The organism is Saccharothrix sabaoui (assembly GCF_051756985.1).
Classification (GTDB): Bacteria; Actinomycetota; Actinomycetes; order Mycobacteriales; family Pseudonocardiaceae; genus Actinosynnema.
Map to the genome: position 1 here is coordinate 67786 of NZ_JBPKJK010000013.1, position 25093 is coordinate 92878.

Genomic DNA, 25093 nt, shown 5'->3' on the forward strand with positions numbered 1-25093 from the left:
CATGCTCAAGATCGCGTTGGCCGTCGCGGCCGTGGTCGCCGTGGTCGCCGTGACGGTGACCAACGGGGTGTCCACCGTCATCAACGAGAACACCCCGACCGACGAGGCGGGCAACATCCGCATGGCGAGCTGCAACGCCTCCCTCGGCCCCTGGGAGGGCGGCAGCCAGGAGAAGGGCGCGGCCGAGGCCGAGCGGCTCTCCGAGGACCAGCGGACCACGGTCGCGAACATCATCAAGATCGGCCGCGAGCGCAAGCTGCCGCCGCTGGCCTGGCAGATCGCCATCCAGGCGGGCATGACCGAGTCGGGGCTGCGCAGCCTCGACTACGGCGACCGCGACTCGCTGGGCATCTTCCAGATGCGCCCGTCGATGGGCTGGGGCACCCCGGCCGAGGTGATGGACCCGCACTACGCGATCAACAAGTTCTACGACGTGCTGCTGGCCCTGCCGAACTGGGAGGAGCAGCGCCCCGGCGACTCGGCGCAGGACGTGGAGCGCTCCGCGTTCCCCGACCGCTACCACAACTGGGAGGCGATGGCGGCCTTCCTGATCGGCAAGGAGGGCGACGTCGTCGACCCGGCCGGCTGCGGCGAGGCCGTCGGCGACTTCCTGCTCGCGTCGAACGCGGCGGCCACCGCCATCGACTTCACCAAGCAGCAGCTCGGGGAGCCGTACCTGTGGGGCGGCAACGGGCCGGACGCGTGGGACTGCTCGGGCATCCTGGTCAAGGCGTTCGGCGCGGCGGGCGTGAAGATCCCGCGCGTCGCGAACGACCAGTACGTGGCCGGCGGCGCGCACCTGCCCGTGCGCGAGGCCAAGGCCGGTGACCTGATCTTCTGGGCGACCAACCCCGCGCAGCCGGTCACCGTGCACCACGTGGGCATGTACCTGGGCAACGACGAGTACATCCACGCGCCGCAGACCGGTGACGTGGTCAAGATCAGCAAGATCAACTGGAACTACCACGAGTTGATGCCACTGGCCGTGCGGCCGGGCGTGTAGGGAGGCACGACGGTGTTCAACCACGACCCCATCCAGCGCCACGCCGGGCCGCCCGCGTCGAGCACGCCGACGCGGGACTACCTGAGCACGCGCCCACCGGGGGTGGACGAGGCTTACGCGGTGCTGCCGCGGTCGCTGGTGGAGGCCATGCCGCTGCCCTGGCAGCAGCAGATGGCGCACCTGCTGGCCGACTTCCACCGCACCTACGCGCACCTCAACTGGCCGGTGTACCGGGTGGTGCCGTCGCGGCGGGAGCGGCTGGTCGACCTCGACGAGGAGCAGCTGGCCGAGGTCGGGGCGATCGTGGAGATCGACTCGGACGGCGAGCTGGTGTACCGGGACCGCACGGGCAGGCTGATCGCCGACCCGGAGAACCAGTCGGTGCTGGTGTCGGTGCTCGACCCGATCCCGGGCGACCACGCCAACGCCAACCAGAACACGCCGCCGCGCGGGTTCCCCCAACCGCCCGCGATGCCCCAGCCCGCCATGCCCCCGATGCCCCACCCCGCGGCCCACCCCGCGGCCCACCCGCCGGTGGTGCCGCAGCCCTCGTTCCCGCAGTCCGGTCCGCTGCCGGTGCAGCAACCCCCGCGCCGGCCCTGACGGCGGCGGTGGCGGCGGTGACGGTGGCGGCGCCCGACATGACATGCGTGCCCGTGCATGGAAACCTGGGTCCATGGCTGCTGATCCGAACGCGTGGTACTACTGCCTGACCCACCGCACGGTCGAGCACGGCGTGGGCTGCCGCGGCGCCGACCGGATGGGGCCGTACCCGGACGAGGCCGCGGCGCGGCGCGCGTTGGAGGCGGCCCGCGAGCGGACCGAGGCCGAGGACAAGGCCGACAAGGAGTGGGGCAAGCGCTGAACCCGGTCTAGGGTGCAGGCATGGTGGTGATCCGCACCGACCGCACCCGGTCCCCGGGGGCCGACCCCGACCCGGGACTGGACTTCGGCGGCATCCGGACCGAGTTCGGGCTGCCCGACGCGTTCCCGCCCGAGGCGCTGGACGAGGCCGAGCGGGCGGTGGCCCGGGGCCTCGACCCGGCCGGCCGGGAGGACGCGACGGCGCTGCCGCTCGTGACCATCGACCCGCCCGGTTCGAAGGACCTGGACCAGGCGCTGCTGGTGGAGCGCGTCGGCGCGGGCTTCCGCGTGCACTACGCCATCGCGGACCTCGGCGCGTTCGTCGTGCCCGGCGGCGCGCTCGACACCGAGGTGCGCGGGCGCGGGCAGACGCTCTACCTGCCCGACGGCAACGTGCCGCTGCACCCGCCGGTGCTGTCCGAGGGCGCGGCGAGCCTGCTGCCCGGTCGGACCAGGCCCGCCGTGCTGTGGACGTTCGAGTGCGGCGCGGACGGCGAGCCGACCGGCGTGCGGGTGCGGCGGGCGGTCGTCCGGTCGACCGCGCAGTTCGACTACGAGGGCGTGCAGGCGTCGTTCGACGCGGGCACGCCCCACCCGTCGGTGGAGGCCCTGCCGGACTTCGGCCGGCTGCGCCGGGAGCGGGCCGTCGAGCGCGGTGCCGTGGAGCTGCAGCTCCCCGAGCAGGAGATCGTCCCCAACGGGGACGGCGACTGGAAGCTCGTGGTCCGGCCGCGCGCCGACGTGGACTCGTGGAACGCGGAGATCTCCCTGCTGATCGGCATGGCCGCGGCCGGGATCATGCTGGACGCGAAGGTCGGCGTGCTGCGCACCCTGCCCGACGCGGACGACGGGGCGGTCGACGCGCTGCGGCGCTCCGCGCACGCCCTGGGCGTGCCGTGGCCGGCCGGCACGACGCCGTCGCGGCTGCTCGCGGGTCTCGACCCGGCCCGCCCCGAGGCGCTGGCCCTGTTCGTCGACGCCACCCGGCTGCTGCGCGGCGCGGGCTACACCGCGTTCGACGGGGAGGTCCCGCCGGTCACCACGCACGCGGGCCTGGCCGCGCCGTACGCGCACGTCACCGCCCCGCTGCGGCGGCTGGTGGACCGCTTCGCCACCGAGGTGTGCCTGGCGGTCACCGCGGGCGAGGAGGTGCCGGCCTGGCTGAAGGAGGCGCTGCCGCGGCTGCCCGGCCTGATGGGCGGGTCGGACGCGCTGGCGTCCAAGGTGGACCGGGCGTGCCTGGACCAGGTGGAGGCGTGGGTGCTCGCCGACCGGGTCGGCCAGGAGTTCGAGGCGGTCGTGCTGCGGGCGGACGACAACGGCGCGGACGTGTTCGTCGCCCGACCGCCGGTGATGGGCCGCTGCGCGGGCGGGGGCCTGCCCGAGGGCGAGCGCGTCCGGGTGAGGTTGGTGGAGGCCGACCCCGGGCGCAGGAAGGTCGCGTTCGCCCGGCTGTGATGTGATGGCCGGGTGACTGATATTCGTGAGCTCACCGTCGGGGTGCTGGGTGGTACCGGTGCGCAGGGCAAGGGCCTGGCGCTGCGGTGGGCCAAGGCGGGGTTGAAGGTCGTCATCGGGTCGCGCGACGCCGAGCGCGCCGAGGCCGCGGCCGAGGAGGTGCGGGCCGCCACCGGGGTCGGGCACGTCAGCGGCGCGGACAACGAGGGCTGCGCCGAGCAGGCCGACGTGGTGCTGGTCGCGGTGCCGTGGGACGGGCACGCCGACACCGTGGCGTCGCTGCGCGCCCCGCTCGCGGGCAAGGTCGTGATCGACTGCGTGAACCCGCTGGGCTTCGACAAGCAGGGGCCGTTCGCGCTGCCCGTGCCGGAGGGCAGCGCCGCGCAGCAGGCCGCCGCGCTGCTGCCGGACTCCCGCGTCACGGCCGCGTTCCACCACGTGTCCGCGGTGACGCTCGCCGACCTGTCGGTGGAGACCGTCGAGGGCGACGTGCTGGTGCTGGGCGACGACCGCGAGGCCACCGACCTGGTGCGGGCGCTCGCCGACGCCGTCCCCGGCTTCCGCGGCGTCTACGGCGGCCGGCTGCGCAACGCCCACCAGGTCGAGGCGTTCACCGCGAACCTCATCGCCATCAACCGCCGGTACAAGGCGCACGCCGGCCTGAAGATCACCGACATCTGATGCTGCCCGTCGACGACCTCGGCGAACCGGTGCCGCTGCCGGGCCCGCCCGCGCGGGTGGTGAGCCTGGTGCCCTCGATCACCGAGGCGCTGGTCACCGACGCCGTCGACCCGGCGGTCCTGGTCGGGGCCACCGACTACTGCGCGCACCCGGCGGACCTGGACGTGGCGCGGGTCGGCGGCTCGAAGTACCCGGACGTGGACCGGGTGCTGGCGCTGCGGCCGGACCTGGTGGTCGCCAACAGCGAGGAGAACCGGCCGGAGGACGTCGAACGGCTGCGCGCCGACGGCGTCCCGGTGTGGGTGACGGCCGCGCCCGCCACCGTGCCCGCCGCCCTCGGGTCGCTGCGCCGGCTGCTGGGCACGGCGTGGGACGTCGAACCCGGCTGGCTGGTGGAGGCCGAACGGCGGTGGCGCGACGTCGTGCCGCCGTGGGCGCGTGCCGTCGTGCCGGTGTGGCGCAAGCCGTGGGTCGTGCTGGGCCGCGAGACGTTCGCGGGCGACGTGCTGCTGCGCCTCGGCGTGGTCAACGCGTTCGCCGACCACGCCGAGCGCTACCCCCGGCCGCCCCTGGCGGAGCTCCAGGACGCCGAGCTGGTCGTGCTGCCCGACGAGCCCTACCTCTTCACCCCGGACGACGGCCCGCGGTTCTTCCCCGGCCTGCGCCCGGTGCACGTCTCCGGGCGCCACCTGACCTGGTACGGGCCGTCCCTGGTCGAGGCGCGGTCCTCGCTGGCGACCGCCCTGGGCCGGTAGGGGCCGCCCCGGCGTGCCCGACCCCTCGACGGGCACGACGGGGCGGCGGTCTCACCAGCGCTGCCAGGCGCTGTCGTTGCGCTCGAACGTGCGCAGCCCGAAGTCGTCGCTGTCGTCGAGCGCCCGCCCGGTGGCCTCGTTGACCAGCGTCACCTCGCCGGTCTCCCACTCGACGCGGAGCCAGTTCTGGAACGGCGTCCGGTTGCACGGGTAGGCGCGCAGCCCGAAGTCGTCGCTGTCGTCCAGGCAACCGCCGGTCGCCACGTTCCGCAGCTCCGTCCAGCCGCCGCCCCAGGGGTGCACGTTCCACGCCTGGTGGTCGTTCCAGAGGACCGGCACGGCGCGCAGCCCGGCCCCGCTGTCGTCGAGCGCCCGCCCGGTGGCGGAGTTGTGGAACCGGTCGACGTAGTCGGTCGCGGTCGCGGCGTCCGCGGCGGTGGCGGGTGCCGCGGCGGTCGCGGGTGCCAGTGCGGCGAGCGCGAGCGCGGCGGCGGTGATCGTCTTGCGCATGGTGTCCTCCTCGGTGTCCCGACCCGGCGGGCCGTGTGCCACCACCCTGCGGACCGGACCCCGCGAAAACCCTGTCGCCCAGGTCAGGGCAGGTTCACCCGGCGGTGAACTCAGGGCCGGCCGCGCGCGCACCGATGCTCAGGGGGTGGGGAGCGCACAGGCGGCACCGGCTTTCGGCGTGCTCGGGGTGGTCGAGGCCAGGGTCGGCGGCGAGCCGGTCGACATCGGCCAACCCCGTCAGCGCAGCGTCCTCGCGGCCCTGCTGGCGGACGTCAACCGGGTCGTGGCGGTCGACGAGCTGGTGGACCGGGTGTGGGGCGAGCAGCCGCCCGGCCGTGCCCGGCACTCCCTCTACAGCCACCTGTCCCGGCTGCGCCGCGTCGTCGCGCCCGCCGGGGCCTCGCTGACCCGCCAGGCGGGCGGCTACGTGCTGACCGCCGACCCCTCCTCGGTCGACCTGCACCTGTTCCGCGAGCTGTGCGCGCGCTCCCGCGAGGGCGACCGGCCGCTGGAGGCCGCGGACCGGGCGCTGGCGCTGTGGCGCGGCCGGGCGTTCGAGGGGCTGGACACGCCGTGGTCCGCCGAGCTGGCGGGGCGGCTGGAGCAGGAGCGCCTGGCCGCCGAGCTGCACCGCAACGACCTGCTGCTGCGCCACGGCCTGCACGCCGACCGGCTCGCCGACCTCGTCGCCACCGCCGCCGCGCACCCGCTCGACGAGCGCGCCGCCGGCCAGGTGCTGCTCGCCCAGTACCGCTGCGGCCGGCAGGCGGAGGCGCTGGCGCACTACCGGGCGGTGCGCGACCGGCTCGCCGACGAACTGGGCACCGAGCCGGGTCCCCGGCTGCGCGAGCTGCACCGGCGCGTCCTGGCCGGCGACCCGCTGCCCGTGCCGGACCGGCCCGCGCCCCGCCAGCTGCCCGCGCCGCCGCCGCACTTCGTGGGCCGCGCCGCGGAGCTGGCCGCGCTGGACCGGCACGCCACCGCGCTGGTCGTGGTCGTCGGCACCGGCGGCGCGGGCAAGACGGCGCTGGCGCTGCGCTGGGCGCACGACAACGCCGAGCGCTTCCCGGACGGCCGGCTGCACGCCGACCTGCGCGGGTTCGACCCCACCTGCGCGCCCGTGCCGCCGGGGGTCGTGCTGCGCGGGTTCCTCGAAGCGCTCGGCGTGCCCGCGCACGGCGTGCCGGCCGGGCTGGAGGAGGCGTCCGCGCTGTACCGCAGCCTGCTCGCCGGCCGCCGCGTGCTGGTGCTGCTCGACAACGCCGCCGACGCCGCCCAGGTGCTGCCGCTGCTGTCCGGCGGCGCGCCCTGCCTGACCCTGGTGACCAGCCGCGACCGGATGACCCGGCTGATCGCCGCGCAGGGCGCCGACCACCTCGGCGTGGACGTGCTGACCGGGGACGAGGCCGTGGCGCTGCTCGTCGGGCGGCTGGGCCGCGACCGGGTCGCCGCCGAGCCCGACGCCGTCGCCGAGCTGGTGGAGCACGCCGCCCGCTTGCCGCTGGCGCTATCCGTCGTGGCCGCCCGCGCCGCCGTGCACCCGGGTTTCCCGCTGCGCGCGCTGGCCGACGAGCTGCGCGACGAGCACGACCGCCTCGACGCGCTGGACGCGGTGTCGGACGTGCGCGCCGTGTTCGCCTGCTCCTACCGCGCGCTGGGCGCGGACGCCGCGCGGCTGTTCCGGCTGCTGGGCCGCCACCCCGGCGCGGACGTGGACGCGCACGCGGCGGCGTCCACCGCGGGCGTCCCGGTGGCGCGGGCCCGCGCGCTGCTGGCCGAGCTGAGCCGCCAGCACCTCGTGGACGAGCGCACGCCGCACCGGTACGGCTCGCACGACCTGCTGCGCGCCTACGCGGCCGAGCTGGCCCGCGCCCACGACACCGCCGACGAGCTGCTCGCGGCCCGGTCGCGGCTGGCCGACCACTACCTGCGCACCGGGTACGGGGCGGAGCGGCGGCTGGCGCCGCACTGGCCGCCGATCACCCTCCCGCCGGCGCTCGACGGCGTGGCGACGCGCGGGTTCGACTCCTACGGCGAGGCGGCGGCCTGGTTCGACGCCGAGCACACCGCGGTGCTCGGCGTCCTGGACGACGCGGTGCGCCACGGCTGGGACGCGCACGCCTGGCAGCTGCCGTGGGTCCTCACCTCCTACCTGAACCGGCGGGGCCGGTGGCGGGAGAAGGCCGACGCCCTGCGGACCGCGCTGGCCGCCGCCGAACGCCTCGGCGACCCGGAGGCCCTGGCCGTGACGCACCACCTGCTGGGCCGCGCGGCGACCACGCTGGGGGAGCGGGGCACCGCGCTCGACCACCTGGGGCGCGCGCTGGAGCTGCACCGGGCGCTGGGCGACGAGACCGGGCAGGCGGTCGTCCACTTCTCGCTGGCCGCCGAGCACGAGCAGCGCCGGGACCTGCCCGGGGCGGTGACCCACGCCCGCCGCGCGCTGGAGCTGCACGCGCGCACCGGCGACCGGACGTGGCAGGGCTTCGACCTGACCGCGCTGGGCTGGTACGCGGCCTGCCTGGGCGACCACACCGGCGCGCTGGCCCACTGCCGCGAGGCGGTGGCGCTGATGGACGACCGGGACGGTCTCGCCCACTGCCACCAGATCATGGGCTGCGCCCACCACCACCTGGGCGACCAGGACGAGGCCCTGGTCCACCACCGCCGGGCCGTCGCCCTGTTCCGCCTGCTCGGCGACGGGTTCCGCGAGGCGTGGGGCCTGGTCTTCACGGGCGACGCCCACCGGGCCGCGGGGGACGAGCCGAGGGCGCGGGCCACGTGGGCGCGGGCGCTGACCCTGCTGGAGCGCCTCGGCCACGACGACGGCGGCGCGGTCCGCGCGCGGCTGGACCAGGCCCCGGTCGCCGCCGGCCGCTAGGCGTGCCGCGCCCGGGGGTCGTTCCCGGCGACCGCGCCCCCCGCCGTCAGGGCCGGAACCGGTCGGTGGCGTTGACCAGCGCGCGCAGGGTGCCCGGCTCGTCGAACGCGTGCCCCGCGTCCGGCACGACCACCAGCTCCGAGCCCGGCCACGCCTTGTGCAGGTCCCACGCCGAGGTGGCGGGCGTGGCGACGTCGTAGCGGCCCTGCACGATCACGCCGGGGATGCCCGCGAGCCGGCCCGCGTCGCGCAGCAGCTGCCCCTCCTCCAGCCACGCGCCGTGCCGGAAGTAGTGGTTCTCGATGCGGGCGAACGCCAGCGCGTACCGGGGCTCCGCGAACACCTCGACCAGCTCGGGCCGGGGGAGCAGCGTCACCGTGGAGCCCTCCCACACGCTCCACGCCACGGCCGCCGGCTCGTGCACGGCGGGGTCGGGGTCGTTGAGCAGCCGGGCGTAGGTGCCGATCACGTCGCCGTCCGGCGCGAAGCTCGTGACCCGTTCCCACAGCTCGGGGAACAGGAACCCGGCGCCGCCGCCGTAGTACCAGTCCAGCTCCTTGCGCCGCAGCGTGAAGATCCCGCGCAGCACCATCTCGGTGACCCGCTCCGGGTGCTTCTCGGCGTAGGCCAGCGCCAGCGTGGACCCCCACGACCCGCCGAACACCTGCCACCGGTCGACGCCCAGGTGCTCGCGCAGCCGCTCCACGTCCGCCACCAGGTGCCACGTGGTGTTGGCGGACAGGTCGGCCACCTCGGCGGCGTGCGGCGTCGACCGCCCGCACCCGCGCTGGTCGAACAGCACGATCCGGTAGGCGGACGGGTCGAACACCCGCCGGTGCACGGGCGCGCACCCGCCGCCGGGGCCGCCGTGCAGGAAGACCACCGGCTTGCCGCGCGGGTTGCCGCTGACCTCCCAGTACACGTGCTGGCCGTCGCCGACGTCGAGCAGGCCCTGGTCGTAGGGCTCGATCTCGGGGTACATGCCGCCCACTCTGCCCGAGCGGGATGACGAGTGGATCACCGCGAGGTCGCCGCGCCGGCCGTGGGCCCGCGCGGCGACCGCGTGCGATCAGTGGAAGGTGTGCTCCGGGCCGGGGAACTGGTGGCCGCGCACCTCGGCGGCGAACTGCTGCGCCGCCGACGTCATCACGCCCGCCAGGTCGGCGTAGCGCTTCACGAACCGGGGGCCCTTGCCGCGGCGCAGGCCCATCATGTCCTGCCAGACGAGCACCTGGGCGTCGGTGTCCGGGCCGGCGCCGATGCCGACGGTCGGGATCACCAGGTCGTGCGTGATCTGCTTGGCGACCTCGGCGGTCACCATCTCCAGCACGACGGCGAACGCGCCGGCCTCCTGGACGGCGTGCGCGTCGGCCACGACCTGGTCGAACGCCTCGTTGCGCCCCTGCACGCGGTACCCGCCGAGCTGGTGCTCGCTCTGCGGCGTGAACCCGATGTGCGCCATGACCGGGATGCCGGCCGCGGTGATGGCCTTGACGTGCGGGGCGAAGTGCGCGCCGCCCTCCAGCTTCACGGCGTGCGCCCGGCCCTCCTTCATGAACCGGACCGCCGTCGCCACGGCCTGCTCCACCGACACCTGGTAGGAGCCGAACGGCAGGTCCGCGACGACCAGCGCCCGCTTGACCGAGCGCGTGACGCCGCGCACGAGCGGGATCAGCTCGTCGACCGTCACCGGCAGGGACGTCTCGTGGCCGTAGACGTTGTTGGCCGCGGAGTCGCCGACCAGCAGCACCGGGATGCCCGCCTCGTCGAACAGCTCGGCCGTGTACATGTCGTAAGCGGTGAGCATGGGCCAGGGCTCGCCGCGCTCCTTCATCTCCCGCAGGTGGTGCACGCGCACCTTCCTGCCGGTCGGAGCGCCGGAAGCGCCGTTGCCGTAGGGCGCCGTCACCTCAGTAGAGGTCATCGTCGACCGTCCTCCCTCGAAGCCCGCGCCGTCGCGGGTCCCCGGGCGTTGGTTGCACGGTTTACGGGGCCCAGCGTGACACCGCCGCGAGGGGAATTGCACGGAGTGCGAGTAGCTTCACACGGCATGGCGTGCCGCATCACGGAGCTGGTCCTCGACTGCACCGATCCCGAAGCCCTGGCCCGGTTCTGGTGCGCCGCGCTGGACTTCGAGGTCCTGGGGCGGGAGGGCGCGGCGGTGGAGATCGGCCGCCCCGGCGAGCACCCCACGATCGTCCTGGACCGGGCCGGGGGGCCGAAGACGCGGAAGCTGCGGCTGCACTTCGACGTGAACGCCACCGACCGCGACCAGGACGCCGAGCTGGAACGCCTCGAAGCCCTCGGGGCGCGCCGCAAGGACATCGGCCAGGGCGACGTCACCTGGCACGTCCTCGAAGACCCCGAGGGCAACGAGTTCTGCCTGCTCAGCCGCCGCGTGGAGCCGTGACGGCGGGCACGCCTACACCTGCACGGTCGGCAGCACGACGATCTGCCGCAGGTTGACGTGCTTCGGCCGGCTGGTGGCGAAGCCGACGACGTCGCCGACGTCGGCCGGGTCCAGCGGCGGCACCTCCTCGCGCCACCGCGCCAGGTGCGCGTCCACGGCCGGGTTGTCCATGTGGTCGGCCAGCTCGCTGTGCACGAGACCCGGTTCGACGTTGGTCACGCGCACGCCCAGCGCGCCCAGCTCGGTGCGCAGGTTCGCCGACAGGTGCGTCACGGCCGCCTTGGTGGCGGTGTAGACGGCGTAGGTCGGGAACGTCTGGTGCGCGCCCACCGACGAGATGTTCACCAGGTCGGCGGTGCCCTCGCGGCCGGCCTGGACCAGGTCGGACGTGAACGCCTTGGTGACGTTCAGCAGGCCCTTGAGGTTGGTGTCGATCATCCGGGACCACTCGTCGTCGCGGCCCTCGGTCAGCGGGTTGGCGAGCATGACGCCCGCGTTGTTCACGACGAGGTCCACGCGCCCGAACGCGGCGTGGACCGCCTCGACCGCGCCGGACAGGTCCCGCGTGACGTCCGCCGCGACCGCAAGCGCTTGCCCTCCCTCGGCCTGGATCTTCCCGGCCAGGTCGGCGACCCGGTCGGCCCGGCGGGCCAGCAGCGCGACCCGCGCCCCGGAGCGGGCCAGGACGAGGGCGATCTCGGCGCCGATGCCGCTGGCGGCACCGGTGACGACGGCAGTGCGGTTGTTCAGGTCGTAGGTCATGGGGACAACAGTGGGGCCCGCGCCGCGCGGTACCGGAGGCCCCGTTCGACCGCGGGTCCGCGGTGACCCCGGTCGGGCGTTCCTGGGTCTGGCAGTACCCAGGCTCGGTTCCCGGGGCGCGGCCATACTGGGAGGGTGAACCACGACCTCGGCGAATTCCTCCGCACCCGCCGGGCACGCGTGCGACCGGACGACGTGGGCCTGCCCGGCGGCGGCCGTCGACGCGTGCCGGGCCTGCGCCGCGAGGAGTTGGCGCTCCTGGCGGGCGTGAGCGTGGACTACTACGTGCGCCTGGAGCAGGGCCGCACCCCGGCCGTGTCGGACTCCGTGCTCGACGCGGTGGCCCGCGTGCTGCGCCTGGACGAGACGGAACGCGCCCACCTGCGCAACCTCGTCCGGCCCGCGCCCGCGAAGCGCCCCGCGCCGCAGCGCCTCCGCCCCGGTCTGCGGCGGCTGCTGGAGATGGTCGGCGACGTGCCCGCGTTCGTCATGGGGCGGCGCTCGGACATCCTCGCCTGGAACCCGCTGGCCGACGCGCTGTACGGCTTCGGCGGGATGCGCGAGGAGGACCGCAACTCGGCCCGGCACACGTTCCTGCGCCCGGAGGCCCGCGCGTTCTACCGGGACTGGCCGACCGTGGCCGCCGACATGGTCGCGTTCCTGAGGCTGGACGCCGGCCGCAACCCCGACGACGCGCGGCTCGCGGCGCTGGTCGGCGAGCTGTCGGTGAAGGACGAGACGTTCCGGACGCTGTGGGCGCAGCACAAGGTCAGGGAGAAGACGCACGGCACGAAGCTCATCGCGCACCCCGTCGTGGGCGACCTGGACCTGGACTACGAGTCCCTGCGGCCGGCCGGTGACGAGGACTTCACGCTCGCCGTCTACACGGCGCGGGCCGGTTCGCCGACCGAGGAGCGCCTGAAGCTGCTGGCGAGCTGGGCGGCGTCACCCGGCGCGGCGCTTGAGCGCACGCAGGAACACCACTAGGGCCCGTCCCCGGAACTCCAGCACGTCGCCGTTCCTGGAGTCGCGCACCGCGTCGAGCCCGCCCCGGACCTCGACGCAACTCCCGCCGCTGTTCCCGCTGTAGCCGCTCTTCCGCCAGGTGCGGCAGCTCCGCCGGCCTCCTCAGGTGCCGCAGCTGCTCGAACCGCGTCTCCGGCGACCCGACCGGCCGGCCCGGCACCTCCTGCCGGATCACCATCGCGCACTCGACCGGGTGGTGGAGCACGAGCCCGACGCGCAGGTCGTGGCCTGGTGCCCGGAGTTCGACACCAGTACCCAGGTGGTCCCGGAGGACGGCTCCCCCCGCATGGACCCGGAGGGCCTCGACAGCGTCCGCCGCCTGTTCCGCGACGCCGAACTCGTCTGGGGCTAGCCTGGGGCGTGCCGAAGACCAGCGCGCTGCCCCACGTCCACCGGGTCACCAAGTACGACCCGGCCGACCGCGACGGGCACGGCCGCTACACCGGCACCGAGGACACCGACAGCGACCGCGGCCCCGTGGAGGCCGCCTACCTGGCCGCCGTGGCCGCGTTCGCCGAGGACAGCGGCGTCACCCACCTGGAGATCCGCGAACCCGCCCTCTTCGGCGCGGGTCGCCCGTTCGAGGACCGCGGGCTCGCGGGGCTCTTCCCGCCCGACCTCACCGGCTACCACGACGGCGCCCTGGTGCCCGTCGCCGCGGGCCTCGAACTCGTGCGGGCCATGCTGCGCGGCGACGGCGCGTCGTGCCGGCTGGAGGTGGGGGGCAGGTTCTCCGTCGACGTCGGCTACGACCAGTACGTGTACGTCGGCAGCGCCGAGCCCTGCGAGCGGGCGGTCGCCCGCACCCGCGAGCTGGGGCTGTTCCCGGAGCGCCTCGACCGCTCCCCGCACGAACCGCAGCCGGGCGACCGCGGCGGGGCGCGCCCCGCCGACGACGCGTTCTGGGACGAGTTGACCGACCTCGCCACCCGGCGCGGCGCGGTGCTCCTGGAGGAGGGGTACCTCGCCAACGCCTCCCGGTGGCACCGCGTCCGCCCCGGCGACGCGGAGGCGGTGCGCGCCGGGCTCGCCCCCCGCGCGTGGCTGCTGGTGTGGCCGGACCTGGACGACGACGTCGCCGCCCTGCTCGACGCCCTCCCCGCCCGGGACGACTCGTTCGAGGTCGTCTGGGAGGACCGGGACGGGCGGATCACCGCGCTCGCCGTCGACGACGAGGACCTCCCGGCGCTGCCCGCCCGGCTGGCCGGGGCACGTGCGGCGGCGGTCGTCTCCTGGTACGCCGACCGGCGCCACCCGCTGCTCGCGGCGGTGCTGCCCGACGCGGACGGCGTGCTGCGCGCCCGCTGGGTCCCGGAGTGACCCCGGTCCTCAGCCGCAGCGCGTGCCCTCGGCGGGCAGCTCCAGGTCGATCAGGTACCGGTCGCCCACCGGGTCCACGCACTCGTCGCCCTGCAGGTACACCGTGTGCTGGTTGCCCTCGAACGTGAGCAGCCGGCCGCCCAGCTCGCGCGCCAGGCTCACGCCCGCGTCGTACGGCGTGGCCGGGTCGCCGGTCGTGGAGATCACCAGCACGGGCGGCAGGCCGGTGGCGGGCTTCGGGTCCTGCGCGGTCGGCGGCACGGGCCAGAACGCGCACGCGTCCAGCGCGCCCGCCGCCGGCCGGCCGTCGTCCAGGAACGGCGCCGCCGCCTTGTACCGCCTGGCCAGGTCGTCGAGCACGGCCCGGTCGGTGACGCGCGGCTCGTCGACGCACTTGATCGCGATGAACGCGTCGTTCAGCGTGCCGTACTTGCCCTGCTGGTCGCGGTCGAAGTAGCTGTCGGCCAGCAGCATCAGCACGTTGCCGCGGTTGTTCGCCAGCTCGCCCAACCCGGTGTTGAGCGGCTCCCACAGCTCCTCGGAGTACATGGCCTGGATGGCGCCGGTGATGGCGTCGTTGTACGACAGCTTGCGGTCCTCCACCTGCACCGGCCGCTCCAGCAGCGGCAGGGTCAGGTCGCGGAACGCCTGGTTGGCCTTGGCCGGGTCGGCGCCGAGCGCGCAGTCCTGCCGCCCCGCGCACCACGCGGCGAACGCGTCGAACGCCTTCTGGAACCCGGCGGCCTGCGCGATCAGCGACTCGACCTGGCCCTGCGCGGGGTCGACCGCGCCGTCGAGGACGAGCGCGCGCACGTTGGCCGGGAACTCCTGCGCGTAGCCCGCGCCGATGTGCGTGCCGTAGGAGTAGCCCAGGTAGGTGAGCTTCTCGTCGCCCAGGGCGGAGCGCATCACGTCCAGGTCGCGCACGACGTCGCGGGTGCCGACGTTGGCCAGGAAGTCGGCGCCGGTGGTGGACGCGCACTTCTCCGCGTACTGCCGGTTCTCGTTCTCGGTCTGCGCGATGCCGGACGGCGAGGTGTCCACGTCGGCGTCGAGGCGGTCGGCGTCGCGCTCGGCGTCGCTCAGGCACCTGACCTGCGGCTCGCTCGCCCCGACGCCGCGCGGGTCGAAGCCGACGAGGTCGAAGCGCGCGCCGAGGTCGGTCTGCTTGACCTGCGAGGCCAGCCCCGCGGCGGCGGACATGCCGGACGCGCCGGGCCCGCCCGGGTTGACGACCAGCGACCCGATGCGGTCGCCGGTGGCCTGCTGGCGCAGCAGCCCCAGCCTGATCGTCTTCCTGGTGGGCTGCGCGTAGTCGAGCGGCACCTCCAGCCGCGCGCACTCCAGGTTCTTGCGGTTGCGGAACTGCGAGGCCGTGGTGGCGGTCGTGGCGTACGGGCCGCAGTCCTCCCAGCCGAGCTGCTGGCCGTAGAACCGCTCCAGGCCGGCGGGCACGGTCCCGGCCGGACCTCTCCGCTCCAGCGTCGTCCCCGCACTGGGTGAACCGGTCACCACGGACGTGCAGGACGCGAGCAGCGGCAGGGCGAGTACTAGCAGCAACGATCGGCGCACACCATCGATCGTATGTGTGATCTGTCGGCCACAACGGCCGCCAAGCTCGCGCGCGGTGAGCGAGAATGCCTCCATGCCACAGCTCCGACTCGCACTCGCCCAGGTCAACGCCTGTGTCGGCGACCTCGCGGGCAACTCCGAACTCGTCGTCGAGTGGTCCCGCAAGGCCGTCGAGGCCGGCGCCCACCTGGCCGTCTTCCCCGAGATGGTCCTGACCGGGTACCCGGTCGAGGACCTGGCGCTGCGCGTGTCCTTCGCGGAGGCGTCCGAGGGTGCCCTGACCGCGCTCGCCGGGGCGCTGGACGAGGCGGGGTGCGGCGGGCTGCCGGTGGTGGTCGGCTACCTCGGCCGCGACGAGCACGGCATGCGCAACGCCGCCGCCGTGCTGCACGGCGGGGCGGTCGTGGCCCGCCAGGACAAGCACCACCTGCCGAACTACGGCGTGTTCGACGAGCGCCGCTACTTCACGCCGGGCGACACCCTGGACGTGGTGCGCGTGCGCGGCGTCGAGGTCGGCATGGTGATCTGCGAGGACCTGTGGCAGGACGGCGGCCCGGTCGCCGCGCTCGGCGAGGCCGGCGTGGACCTGGTCGTGTCGCCGAACGCCTCGCCCTACGAGCGCAAGAAGGACGACGCCCGGCTGCCGCTGGTGGCGCGCCGCGCGGTCGAGGCGAAGGCGCCGCTGGCCTACGTGAACATGGTCGGCGGGCAGGACGAGCTGGTGTTCGACGGCGACACGATGGTGGTCACCGCCGAGGGCGCGCTGGTGACCCGCGCGCCGCAGTTCGTGGAGCACCTGGTGGTGCTGGACCTGGACGTGCCGGGCGGCACCGAGCGGACCGAGGGGGAGTTCAGCGGGTTCGCGGTCCGCCGCACGACGATCTCCGACGAGCCGCTCCCGGCCTACGACCCGCTGCCCGTCCCGCAGGCCGCCGAGCCGCTCTCCGACGAGGCGGAGGTGTGGCACGCGCTGGTCACGGGCCTGCGCGACTACGTGCACAAGAACGGGTTCCGGTCGGTCGTGCTCGGCCTGTCGGGCGGCATCGACTCGGCCGTGGTGGCGGCGCTGGCCGTCGACGCGCTGGGCGGGGACAACGTCTACGGCGTGTCCATGCCCTCCGACTACTCCTCGGACCACTCGAAGTCCGACGCGCACGACCTCGCGCAGCGCACCGGCTGCCACTACGAGGTGCAGCCGATCGCGGACATGGTGCGGGTGTTCGTCGACCAGCTCGGACTGACCGGGCTGGCCGAGGAGAACGTGCAGGCGCGGTGCCGCGGCGTCACGCTGATGGGCCTGTCCAACCAGCACGGGCACCTGGTGCTGGCGACCGGCAACAAGACGGAGCTGGCGGTCGGCTACTCGACCATCTACGGCGACGCGGTCGGCGGGTTCGCGCCGATCAAGGACGTGCTCAAGACGCTGGTCTGGGACCTGGCGCGGTGGCGCAACGCGGAGGCCGAGAAGCTGGGCGAGCAGGCGCCGATCCCGGAGAACTCGATCAGCAAGCCGCCGTCGGCGGAGCTGCGGCCCGGCCAGGTCGACGCCGACTCGCTGCCCGACTACGAGCTGCTCGACTCGGTGCTGGACGACTACGTCGAGGGCGACAAGGGCTACCGCGACCTGATCGCGATGGGCTTCGAGCACGAGCTGGTCGACAAGGTGCTGCGGATGGTCGACAAGGCCGAGTACAAGCGCCGCCAGTACCCGCCGGGCACCAAGATCACGTTCAAGGCGTTCGGCCGCGACCGACGGCTGCCGATCACCAGCGGCTGGCGCGAGGGCTGAGCGCGCCCGGCGCGGGCGGCGGGTTCCCTGCCGCCGCCCGCGCCTCCGCTACCGGCGGTCCGCCCGCGGCAGCAGCAGCGCCACCAGCGCGCCCGCGCCGCAGATCACGGCCGTGAACAGGAAGATCTCGTGGTACTGGGTGAGCAGCGCGTCGGTCAGCGCCCGCTCGTACACCGCGGCGGCGGCCCTGAACTCCTCCTCCGACCTGCCGAACGGCAGCGGCGTGTCCAGGTCGGCGGTCAGCTCCCGGAACCGGTGCAGGCCCCACGCCGACAACCCGGCCACGCCCACCAGCATCCCGGTCATCCGCGCCACGACCACCGCCGCCGACGCCACGCCGTGCTGCGCCGCCGGCACGGCCCGCAGCACCGCCGCCGACACCGGCGCGATCACCAGCCCCAGCCCGAACCCGGCCACCGCCAGGTCGCGCCCGACCACGAACGACGACACGTCGGCCGGCCACCGCGCCAGGAACAGGTACGCGACACCGGCCACCACCAGCCCGGCGAACGACACCCACCGGTCGCCGAGCCGCCCCGCCAGCCACCCGCCGAGCAGCGCGCCCACCGGCAGCGCGACCAGGAACCGGGCCAGCACCGCCGCCGCCGCGCCCGCGTCCACCCGCAGCACGGTCTGCGCGAACAGTTCGACGTCCACCAGCGTCACCATCAGCGCCGCGCCGGTCGCCAGCGACACCCCGAGCGCGGCCAGGAACGGCCCCGGGCGCACCCCGGCCGGGTCCAGCAGCCGCACCGGCGACCGCCGCTCCCACAGCGCGAACCCGACGAGCACCACCACCGACGCGCCCAGCGCCGGCAGCCCCCACGGCGGCAGCACGGCGTGCTCCGGGTCGGGGTTGTAGAGGCCCACCACGACCAGGCCCAGCGCCAGCGCCAGCAGCGCGCCGCCCACGAAGTCGACGCGCACCCCCGACCCCGCCGAACGCGGCACGGCGAGCTGCACCAGCGCCATCGCCACCAGCGCCAGCGGCAGGTTGACCCAGAACACCCACCGCCAGCTCTGCGGCTCCAGCGACTCGAACACCGACCAGGCGTTGAACAGCGACGCCACGCCCACCCCGTACAGGGTGCCGAGCACGCTGCCCAGCTCCTGCGCCGCGCCCACCACGCCCAGCGCCGACGCCCGCCGCTCCGCCGACCACAGGTCCGCGACCAGCGCCATCGTCACCGGCAGCAGCGCGCCACCGGCCAGGCCCTGCACCACGCGCCCCGCCACCAGCAGCGGCAGGTCACCGGCCAGCGCCGTGACCGCCGACCCGACCGCGAACCCGAGCAGGCACGCGTGCAGCACGAGCCGCCGCCCGAACCGGTCCGACAGCTGCCCCAGCAGCGGCATCCCGGCCACGTACCCGAGCAGGTAGCCGGTCACCACCGGCGTGGCGCGCTCCAGCCTGTTCACCGGGATGCCCAGGTCGCGGACGATGTCGACGAGCACGCCGACCACCACGTACGCGTCCAGCGCGCCGAGCAGCACCGCGCCCGCGCCCGCCCCGATCGCCAGCCGGCGAGCCCCCACGGGGGTGGTCACCGCGGTCACGCGGGCGGGGAGACGGTGAACGGCTTGTCGAAGTCGGACAGGTCGATGCCGACCTTCGGCCCCGACGGCAGCTCGAACAACGCCCTGGTCAGCTTCTCCCCGCGCACCGAGAACGTGGACTTCACGTCCGCGTCGATGCCCGGCACCAGCCCGGCCACGACGGCCTCCGGCACGGTCGCCTCGACCACGGTCGTCCCGTCCTCGGAGCTGACGGTCCTCGCGTCCTTCGCGTCGGCCAGCACCTTCGCCACGCCCTTGTCCGGGTCGAGGATCAGCGTCGGGTCGTAGACCTGCCCCGCCAGCGCGGCGGGCAGCTTGGTGAACCCGCCGGTCGGCCCCTTGAAGTACAGGTCCTGCCCGACGAGCACGTACTCGACCTCGATGAGCTGCCCGAACTGGTTCACCTTCGCCCGGCCCCGCGACTCGCCGTCGGCGTTCAGGTCGCCCTCGGCGTCCTTCACCGGCACGTCCGGCAGCTCGCCGTCGACCTTGATCACGAAGTGCGTGCTCGTCACGCCCTTCATGCCGGCCGACGCCTTCGACAGCACCTCCGGGCCGGCGGGCAGGTCGCCGCCGCCCCCGGAGGACGTGCAGCCGACCGCCAGGGCGAGCACGAGCGACCCGATCAGGGTGCGACGAGGGAGCATGGCGTGCATCGTAGGACCCCTGACCCCGCGACCGGGCCGAACGTGCGCGCAAGCCCGTGACCAGGCGTTCAGGTCTGCCCCGACGGGCAGGCGGGCGGCGGGCGGAAATCGGCCGGGCGCGTTCCGGCGAGCCGGCAACGCGGGGTCCACCGTCCTTACCTAGGCTTCAGCCCATGAACCGCCAGCAGGAGTTCGTGCTCCGCACCCTAGAGGAACGCGACATCCGGTTCGTCCGGCTCTGGTTCACCGACGTGCTGGGCTTCCTGAAGTCCGTCGCGATCGCCCCCGCGGAGCTGGAGGGCGCCTTCAGCGAGGGCATCGGCTTCGACGGCTCCGCGATCGAGGGCTTCGCCCGCGTCTACGAGTCCGACATGGTCGCCAAGCCGGACCCCGCGACGTTCCAGGTGCTGCCCTGGCAGACGCCGGAGAAGAACCACTACTCGGCCCGGATGTTCTGCGACATCTCCATGCCGGACGGTTCCCCCTCGTGGGCCGACCCGAGGCACGTGCTGCGGCGCACCCTCGCCCGGGCCAGCGAGGCGGGGTTCACCTGCTACGTGCACCCGGAGATGGAGTTCTTCCTGCTCAAGAGCCTCCCGGACGACGGCAGCGAGCCCGTCCCGGCGGACAACGGCGGCTTCTTCGACCAGACCAGCCACGAGACCGCCACCCACTTCCGCCGCCACGCCATCGAGGCGCTGGAGGCGATGGGCATCTCCGTGGAGTTCAGCCACCACGAGGGCGCGCCCGGCCAGCAGGAGATCGACCTGCGCTACGCCGACGCCCTGACCATGGCCGACAACGTCATGACGTTCCGGTACGTGATCAAGGAGGTCGCGATCACCCAGGGGGTGCGCGCCTCGTTCATGCCCAAGCCGTTCAGCGACCAGCCCGGCAGCGGGATGCACACGCACGTGTCGTTGTTCGAGGGCGACCGCAACGCGTTCTACGACCCCGAGGACCCCTACCAGCTGTCGGACACCGGCAAGATGTTCGTCGCGGGGGTGCTCAAGCACGCCCGGGAGATCTCCGGCGTCACCAACCAGTGGGTGAACTCCTACAAGCGCCTGATCGTCGGCGGCGAGGCCCCCACGGCGGTGTGCTGGGGCCACTCCAACCGGTCCGCGCTGGTCCGCGTGCCCATGTACTCGCCGGGCAAGTCCTCGTCGCGGCGCGTGGAGATCCGCACGCTCGACTCCGCGTGCAACCCGTACCTGGCGTACGCGGTGATCCTCGCCGCCGGCCTCAAGGGCATCGAGAAGGGCTACGAGCTGCCCCCGCCCGCCGAGGACGACGTGTGGTCGCTGACCGAGCGCGAGCGGCGCGCCGCCGGGTACGACAACCTGCCGCAGAACCTCGGCGAGGCGCTGACCGAGATGGAGAACTCCGAACTGCTGCCCGAGGCCCTCGGCGAGCACGTCTACGACTTCTTCCTGCGCAACAAGCGGACGGAGTGGGACGCGTACCGCCGCAGCGTGACGCCGTACGAGCTCCGGTCCCTGCTGCCGGTCCTGTGAGGGAGGCACCCGTGCGGGTGGTCCACACCGAGCACTCGGAGAAGCTAGGTTTGCAGACCGTGACCGAGATGCCCGCCCGTGCGGAAGGCAGGCCCACGTTCATCGCGTGCACGGTGGCCACCGCCGCCGAGCTGCCCGCGGTGAAGGTGCTGTCCAGCTCGTTCCTCGCGCACCACCCGCAGGCCAGGTTCCTGGCGCTGGTCGTGGACGCCCTCCCGGAGAACTCCGGGCCCGGCCTCGTCACCCCGGCCGACCTGGGCGTGCCCGCGGCGGAGCTGGCCGAGCTGGCCACCGGCTGCACCGCCGCCCAGCTGTGCGGCCTGCTGCGCCCCAAGCTGCTCGAACAGCTCCTCGGGCAGGGCGTGCCGGTGCTCTACCTCGACCCGTGGGTGCACGTCCTGGCCCCGCTGACCGACCTGGTCGAGGAGGCCGTCCGCCGCGGCCCGCTCGTGCTGCTGCCCCGGTCGCTGCGGCCCCTCCCGGACGACGGCCTGCGCCCGACGCCCGCCGAACTGCTGGAGAAGGGCGTCTTCGACCCCGGGTTCCTGCTGGTCGCCCCCGGCGCGCAACCGTTCCTCCAGTCGCTGGGCGAACAGCTCCGCCGCAACCCCGGGGCGACCAAGGCCGTCCTCGACACCGCGCCCGCCCTGGTCAACCTGCACGTGCTGCGCAACGCCACGGTCGGCCTGTCGGTGTGGAACGCGCCGCAGCGCGACCTGCACCGCAGGCCAGACGGCACGCTGACCACCGTCGGCGAGCCGCTGCGCAGCGTCCACTTCGCGGGCTTCGACCCGCACCGGCCGTGGCTGCTGTCGGCCGAGTTCGCCGACCGCCCCCGCGTGCTGCTGTCGGAGCACCCCCAGCTCGCCGAGCTGTGCACCGCCTACCGCGCCGAACTGGTCCGCAAGGGCCACACCCCGCAGCGCGTCCGCTACGGCTTCGGCCAGCTCCCGGACGGCACCCGCATCCCGGACACCCTCCGCGCCGCCTACCGCGAGGCCGCCCGCACCAGGGAGGGTTCGGCGTTCAGCCCGACCGGCTGGGCCGCGCCGCAGCAGGTCACCGCCCCCACCCCCGCACCCGAACCGGTCGAGGCTGCCGGGCAGGCCGCTGCCACCGGGCAGGCCGCTGCCACCGGGCAGGTCGCCCCCGCCGGACAGGTCAACGGCACCGCGGTCATCCCCGCCGAACCGGCCGAGCCCGCCGACAGCGCCGAGATCCCCGCCGACAGCGCCGAGGTCCAGCCGGGTGCGGAGACCCCCGCCGAGCCCGACGCCGCGGAAGCCCTCGCCGAGCCCGACGCCGCCGAGGTCCCCACCGCCACCGAGGTCCCCCCGGCTCCCACGCGCACCGCGGCCCCGGCCCCCGTCCCCGCTCGCGGCAAGGCCACCCCCACCCCGCCCCCCGCGTTCGGCGTGGACGGCGGGGCGGCGTTCGTGGCCTGGGCCTCCGAACCGGAGGCCGGCCTCCCCGGCAGCACGCGCTGGTCCGCCGCCCTCTGGCGGTCCGACCAGGCCCTGCGCGCCCAGTTCCCCGACCCGTTCGGCGAGGACGGCGCGGCGTTCCGCGACTGGTGCGCCGGCGTCGGCGTCGAGACCGGCCGGCTGCCGGTGTCCGCCGTCCCCCGCACGCACGCCGAGGCCGCCGTCCTGCACGACCAGCTCGGCGTCACCGTGCTGGGCACCGGCCCGGTCGCCGAACTCGTGCTCGCCGCCGCCCGCGCCTCCGGCCTGCCCACCTCCACCACCGCCGGCTACCCGGTCGTCGTCCGCGTCGGCACCGCCCGCGCCGTCCCGGAGAGCCGGTTCGTCGTCGACTTCGTGCTCGACGACGAGCAGCCCGCCGGCGCGAGCGAGGTGTGGGTGCCCTCCGAGACCACCCGCGCCGCCCTGGAGCGCGCCGGCGGCCCGACCGTCCGCGTCCTGCCGCTCCCGGTCATGGACGCCGACCCGCGCGACCCCGGAACACACGAAGGTGTGGTCTTCGGAGCCCTCGCCGACCACTCGATCGACCGCGCGGGCAACGTGCTCGGCGCCGTGTCGGCGTTCCTCACCGCCTTCCCCGACCGCGCGGACGTCGTGCTGCGCATCGAGGTCAGCCACGCCGGGACGCACCCGGAAGCCGCCGAGCGCCTCCGCCTCGCCACCGCCGCCGACCCGCGCGTCGAACTGGTCGACGACCTCGGCGACGTCGACTGCCTCGTGCACCTGCACCGCGGCGGCGCGGACGACCGGATCGCCGCCACCCTCGCCGGGCACGCCGTCCGGGCCACCCCCGTCCTGACCTCGGAGCACGGCGCGGTCGCCGAGCTGTTCGACAAGAACGCGGCGATCTTCGTGCCGTGCCGCCAGGGCGTCGAACCCGACGTCCAGGCCGCCGCGAAGCTCATGCGCGCCCTCGCCGACGACCTGGGCACCGCCCTCGCCATCGGCCTCAGGGGCCGCGAGCACGTCCTCGCCACCAGGGGCACCGCCCAGGTCGGGGAACTCCTGCGCGAACGCGTCGAGCACGCCTACCGGGGCTGGCGCGCCCGCCGCGCCAAGCCGGTCCCGCCCGCCGACCCGCTCAAGGCGCTGCACTCCGCGAAGCACGCCCTGCTGCGCCAGCCGGACGTCGGCACGGCCAGCCGCACCCCCATGGCGCCGCAGCTGCGCAAGATGGTGCTGCGCGTGCTCGACCACTACGACAACCACATGCGCGACGTGCTCAACACCCTGGTCGACGGGGTGGAGCGCTCGGTCGCCGAGGTGGTCCGCCGGCAGGACGACATCACCGGCGGCGTCGGCCTGGGCGAGCTGGAGGTGCTGCGCGCCGAGATCGAGCAGCACGCCGAGAACCAGGGCCACCTCGCCGACCAGCTCCTCGGCGTGGACGACGGCGTGGTCCGGGTCCGCGCGGACATGGCGGGCCAGGGTCGCAGGCTGCGCGAGATCGAGGACGCCGTCGTCGCGGAGGCCGCCAAGCGCGCCAAGCAGGGCGACGCCCTGGCCCAGCGGATCGACAAGCTCGCCGTCGCGCTCGAACGCACCCTCGACCGGATCGACTCCCTGGAGTCGAAGGTCGTCGACGTGCTGAGGTCGCGCGACAACAAGCTGGAGCACGGGCTGCGCACCGCCAACCAGGCCCAGCAGACCGCCGACGCCCTGCGCCGCGTCGTCGTGCGCGAGCACGAGCGGCACAGCGACGCCGTGCCGCGCAGCTCGCTCGTCCTCACCGACGTCGGCCTGCTGCGCCTGCCGTCGGACGACGCCCTCATGCTGCCGATGCTGTCGAGCAACGGGGTGTGGGAGACGGAGCTGTCCGAGCTGATCGACTCGGTCGTCGAGCCGGACGGCATCTTCGTCGACATCGGCGCGTACGTCGGGTACCAGACCGTGCGGATGCTCAGCCGGTTCGGCTCGGGCGGCGCGGTCGTCGCGGTCGAGCCGTGCCCGTCCGCGCGGGCGCTGCTCCAGCACAACGTGACGGTCAACCTGCCGGAACGCGTCGCGCAGCAGCTCGTGCTGGTCGACGCCGCCGCGTGGGAGAGCACCGGCGAGCTGGCCACCCAGCCCGCGCTGACCGGCGGGGTGTCGGTGGTGCCCGTGCCGGAGGGCGCGCCCGAGGACGTCGCGAAGGTGCGCGCCACCCGGCTCGACAAGGAGCTGGAGGCCGTGCCGCTGCTCCAGGGCCGCAAGCTGTCCGTCGTCCGGGTGGACGCGCCGGGCCGCGGTCACCGCGCGCTGGCCGGGCTCGTCCGCCTGCTGCGCCGCGACCGACCGCACGTGTTCCTGGAGTTCTCGGCGACCGCCACCGAGGGCTTCGGCGACGATCCGGTCACGGTCCTCAAGGAGTTCCGGATCTGGGGCTACGACCTGGTGCCCGTGGCGACCCGCGAGCCGGCGTCGCCGGAGCAGATCGTGGCCGCGATGGAGGGGCTCCGGAGCATCTCCCTGTGGCTGCGCCCGCGCCCGATCCAGGCCAAGGCACCCGGTCCGCAGGTCTCCGTACCACTCCGGCAGCCCGCTGACCAGGCGATTTGACTTCGGCCAAGGTCATGAGTAACTTTTACCGAGTCGCCAGCAAGAACCCCGGAACGAGCGGTTGACACCGCGAATCGGGCCGGGTAGAGTTCTGCGGCGTCGAGCTCCCAGAAACGAATAAGCAGTGCAGAGCGCTGCCTCGGGTCTGGAAGTCAGAACAAATTGAATGCGAAGCGGGTTTTGACGCGGAGCGAAGAAGCCGAAACGGCCGATTTGACACCGGGAAAACGAACCAGCTAAGCTTCAAACACAAGCGAAACACCGGAAACACAAAGCCCCGGAATGAACCGCGGTAAGATGCGGGACACGATGGTGAGCG

General features: G+C 74.4%; 21 protein-coding genes and 1 pseudogene. 14 read left to right on the forward strand and 8 right to left on the reverse strand.

Annotated features, from left to right (window positions below):
• Position 1 precedes the first annotated feature (1 nt).
• The 6 genes from ACR807_RS06480 to ACR807_RS06505 all read left to right on the forward strand — a co-directional run bounded on the left by ACR807_RS06480 (position 2) and on the right by ACR807_RS06505 (position 4761).
• Positions 2 to 1003, forward strand: coding sequence for a C40 family peptidase (locus tag ACR807_RS06480; protein WP_438920288.1), 1002 nt, complete (start codon positions 2 to 4; stop codon positions 1001 to 1003).
• A 12-nt stretch (positions 1004 to 1015) separates the two neighbouring features.
• Entirely contained in the window at positions 1016 to 1606 is a 591-nt protein-coding gene (locus ACR807_RS06485) for a hypothetical protein (RefSeq protein ID WP_438920289.1), read from the forward strand.
• 73 nt (positions 1607 to 1679) lie between these two features.
• Positions 1680 to 1868, forward strand: a complete 189-nt coding sequence (locus tag ACR807_RS06490; RefSeq protein ID WP_438920290.1) for a hypothetical protein — start codon at positions 1680 to 1682, stop codon at positions 1866 to 1868.
• Positions 1869 to 1888: 20 nt separating this feature from the next.
• The gene (locus tag ACR807_RS06495) at positions 1889 to 3325 is read left to right on the forward strand and encodes an RNB domain-containing ribonuclease (RefSeq protein WP_438920291.1); all 1437 of its coding nucleotides are present in this window, start codon (positions 1889 to 1891) and stop codon (positions 3323 to 3325) included.
• Positions 3326 to 3337: 12 nt separating this feature from the next.
• Positions 3338 to 4006, forward strand: a complete 669-nt coding sequence (gene npdG / locus ACR807_RS06500; protein ID WP_438920292.1) for an NADPH-dependent F420 reductase — start codon at positions 3338 to 3340, stop codon at positions 4004 to 4006.
• Positions 4006 to 4761 carry a helical backbone metal receptor gene (locus ACR807_RS06505; protein WP_438920293.1) on the forward strand — a complete coding sequence of 252 codons (756 nt, stop codon included), beginning with the start codon at positions 4006 to 4008 and terminating at the stop codon, positions 4759 to 4761. The genes npdG and ACR807_RS06505 overlap by 1 nt, the downstream gene beginning before the upstream one ends.
• Positions 4762 to 4812: 51 nt before the next feature.
• Here ACR807_RS06505 and ACR807_RS06510 read toward each other — a convergent pair whose 3' ends face one another.
• Complete coding sequence (locus tag ACR807_RS06510) at positions 4813 to 5271, reverse strand: RICIN domain-containing protein (protein WP_438920294.1); 459 nt, start codon at positions 5269 to 5271, stop codon at positions 4813 to 4815.
• A gap of 145 nt (positions 5272 to 5416) precedes the next feature.
• Here ACR807_RS06510 and ACR807_RS06515 point away from each other — a divergent pair, with 145 nt between their 5' ends.
• Positions 5417 to 8152, forward strand: coding sequence for an AfsR/SARP family transcriptional regulator (locus tag ACR807_RS06515; protein WP_438920295.1), 2736 nt, complete (start codon positions 5417 to 5419; stop codon positions 8150 to 8152).
• Between the two features lie 46 nt (positions 8153 to 8198).
• Here the strand turns inward: ACR807_RS06515 and pip are convergent, their stop codons facing one another.
• Positions 8199 to 9134, reverse strand: coding sequence for a prolyl aminopeptidase (gene pip / locus ACR807_RS06520; RefSeq protein ID WP_438920296.1), 936 nt, complete (start codon positions 9132 to 9134; stop codon positions 8199 to 8201).
• Positions 9135 to 9221: 87 nt separating this feature from the next.
• Positions 9222 to 10076 carry a 3-methyl-2-oxobutanoate hydroxymethyltransferase gene (panB, locus tag ACR807_RS06525; protein WP_438920297.1) on the reverse strand — a complete coding sequence of 285 codons (855 nt, stop codon included), beginning with the start codon at positions 10074 to 10076 and terminating at the stop codon, positions 9222 to 9224.
• Between the two features lie 126 nt (positions 10077 to 10202).
• Here panB and ACR807_RS06530 point away from each other — a divergent pair, with 126 nt between their 5' ends.
• Positions 10203 to 10562 (forward strand): VOC family protein, encoded by a 360-nt coding sequence (locus ACR807_RS06530; RefSeq protein ID WP_438920298.1) that lies wholly within the window; start codon positions 10203 to 10205, stop codon positions 10560 to 10562.
• Between the two features lie 12 nt (positions 10563 to 10574).
• Here the strand turns inward: ACR807_RS06530 and ACR807_RS06535 are convergent, their stop codons facing one another.
• A complete protein-coding gene (locus tag ACR807_RS06535) occupies positions 10575 to 11324 on the reverse strand; it encodes an SDR family oxidoreductase (RefSeq protein WP_438920299.1) in 750 nt (249 codons plus the stop codon).
• A gap of 135 nt (positions 11325 to 11459) precedes the next feature.
• Here ACR807_RS06535 and ACR807_RS06540 point away from each other — a divergent pair, with 135 nt between their 5' ends.
• Complete coding sequence (locus ACR807_RS06540) at positions 11460 to 12311, forward strand: helix-turn-helix transcriptional regulator (RefSeq protein ID WP_438920300.1); 852 nt, start codon at positions 11460 to 11462, stop codon at positions 12309 to 12311.
• Here the strand turns inward: ACR807_RS06540 and ACR807_RS06545 are convergent.
• A pseudogene (locus tag ACR807_RS06545) lies at positions 12270 to 12371 on the reverse strand (hypothetical protein); the annotation flags it as partial. The gene ACR807_RS06540 and the pseudogene ACR807_RS06545 sit on opposite strands and share 42 nt — an antisense overlap.
• 172 nt (positions 12372 to 12543) lie before the next feature.
• Here ACR807_RS06545 and ACR807_RS06550 point away from each other — a divergent pair.
• Together ACR807_RS06550 and ACR807_RS06555 are read left to right on the forward strand one after the other, a co-directional pair.
• Positions 12544 to 12702 carry a hypothetical protein gene (locus ACR807_RS06550; RefSeq protein ID WP_438920301.1) on the forward strand — a complete coding sequence of 53 codons (159 nt, stop codon included), beginning with the start codon at positions 12544 to 12546 and terminating at the stop codon, positions 12700 to 12702.
• 8 nt (positions 12703 to 12710) lie between these two features.
• On the forward strand, positions 12711 to 13670 hold the full coding sequence (locus tag ACR807_RS06555; RefSeq protein ID WP_438920302.1) for an RNA-binding protein: 960 nt from the start codon (positions 12711 to 12713) through the stop codon (positions 13668 to 13670).
• Between the two features lie 9 nt (positions 13671 to 13679).
• On the opposite strand, the gene ACR807_RS06560 is transcribed toward ACR807_RS06555, so the two are convergent.
• Positions 13680 to 15242: an alpha/beta hydrolase gene (locus ACR807_RS06560; RefSeq protein WP_438920303.1), complete on the reverse strand. Its 1563-nt coding sequence runs from the start codon at positions 15240 to 15242 to the stop codon at positions 13680 to 13682.
• Positions 15243 to 15315: 73 nt separating this feature from the next.
• On the opposite strand from ACR807_RS06560, the gene ACR807_RS06565 reads away from it, so the two are divergent.
• Entirely contained in the window at positions 15316 to 17031 is a 1716-nt protein-coding gene (locus ACR807_RS06565; RefSeq protein ID WP_438920304.1) for an NAD+ synthase, read from the forward strand.
• A gap of 48 nt (positions 17032 to 17079) precedes the next feature.
• On the opposite strand, the gene ACR807_RS06570 is transcribed toward ACR807_RS06565, so the two are convergent.
• On the reverse strand, positions 17080 to 18579 hold the full coding sequence (locus ACR807_RS06570; RefSeq protein ID WP_438920305.1) for an MFS transporter: 1500 nt from the start codon (positions 18577 to 18579) through the stop codon (positions 17080 to 17082).
• A 5-nt stretch (positions 18580 to 18584) separates the two neighbouring features.
• A complete protein-coding gene (locus tag ACR807_RS06575; RefSeq protein ID WP_438920306.1) occupies positions 18585 to 19235 on the reverse strand; it encodes an LppX_LprAFG lipoprotein in 651 nt (216 codons plus the stop codon).
• A 173-nt stretch (positions 19236 to 19408) separates the two neighbouring features.
• Here ACR807_RS06575 and glnA point away from each other — a divergent pair, with 173 nt between their 5' ends.
• Positions 19409 to 20752 (forward strand): type I glutamate--ammonia ligase, encoded by a 1344-nt coding sequence (glnA, locus tag ACR807_RS06580; RefSeq protein WP_438920307.1) that lies wholly within the window; start codon positions 19409 to 19411, stop codon positions 20750 to 20752.
• Between the two features lie 68 nt (positions 20753 to 20820).
• Positions 20821 to 24774 (forward strand): FkbM family methyltransferase, encoded by a 3954-nt coding sequence (locus ACR807_RS06585; protein ID WP_438920311.1) that lies wholly within the window; start codon positions 20821 to 20823, stop codon positions 24772 to 24774.
• Positions 24775 to 25093: the final 319 nt, after the last annotated feature.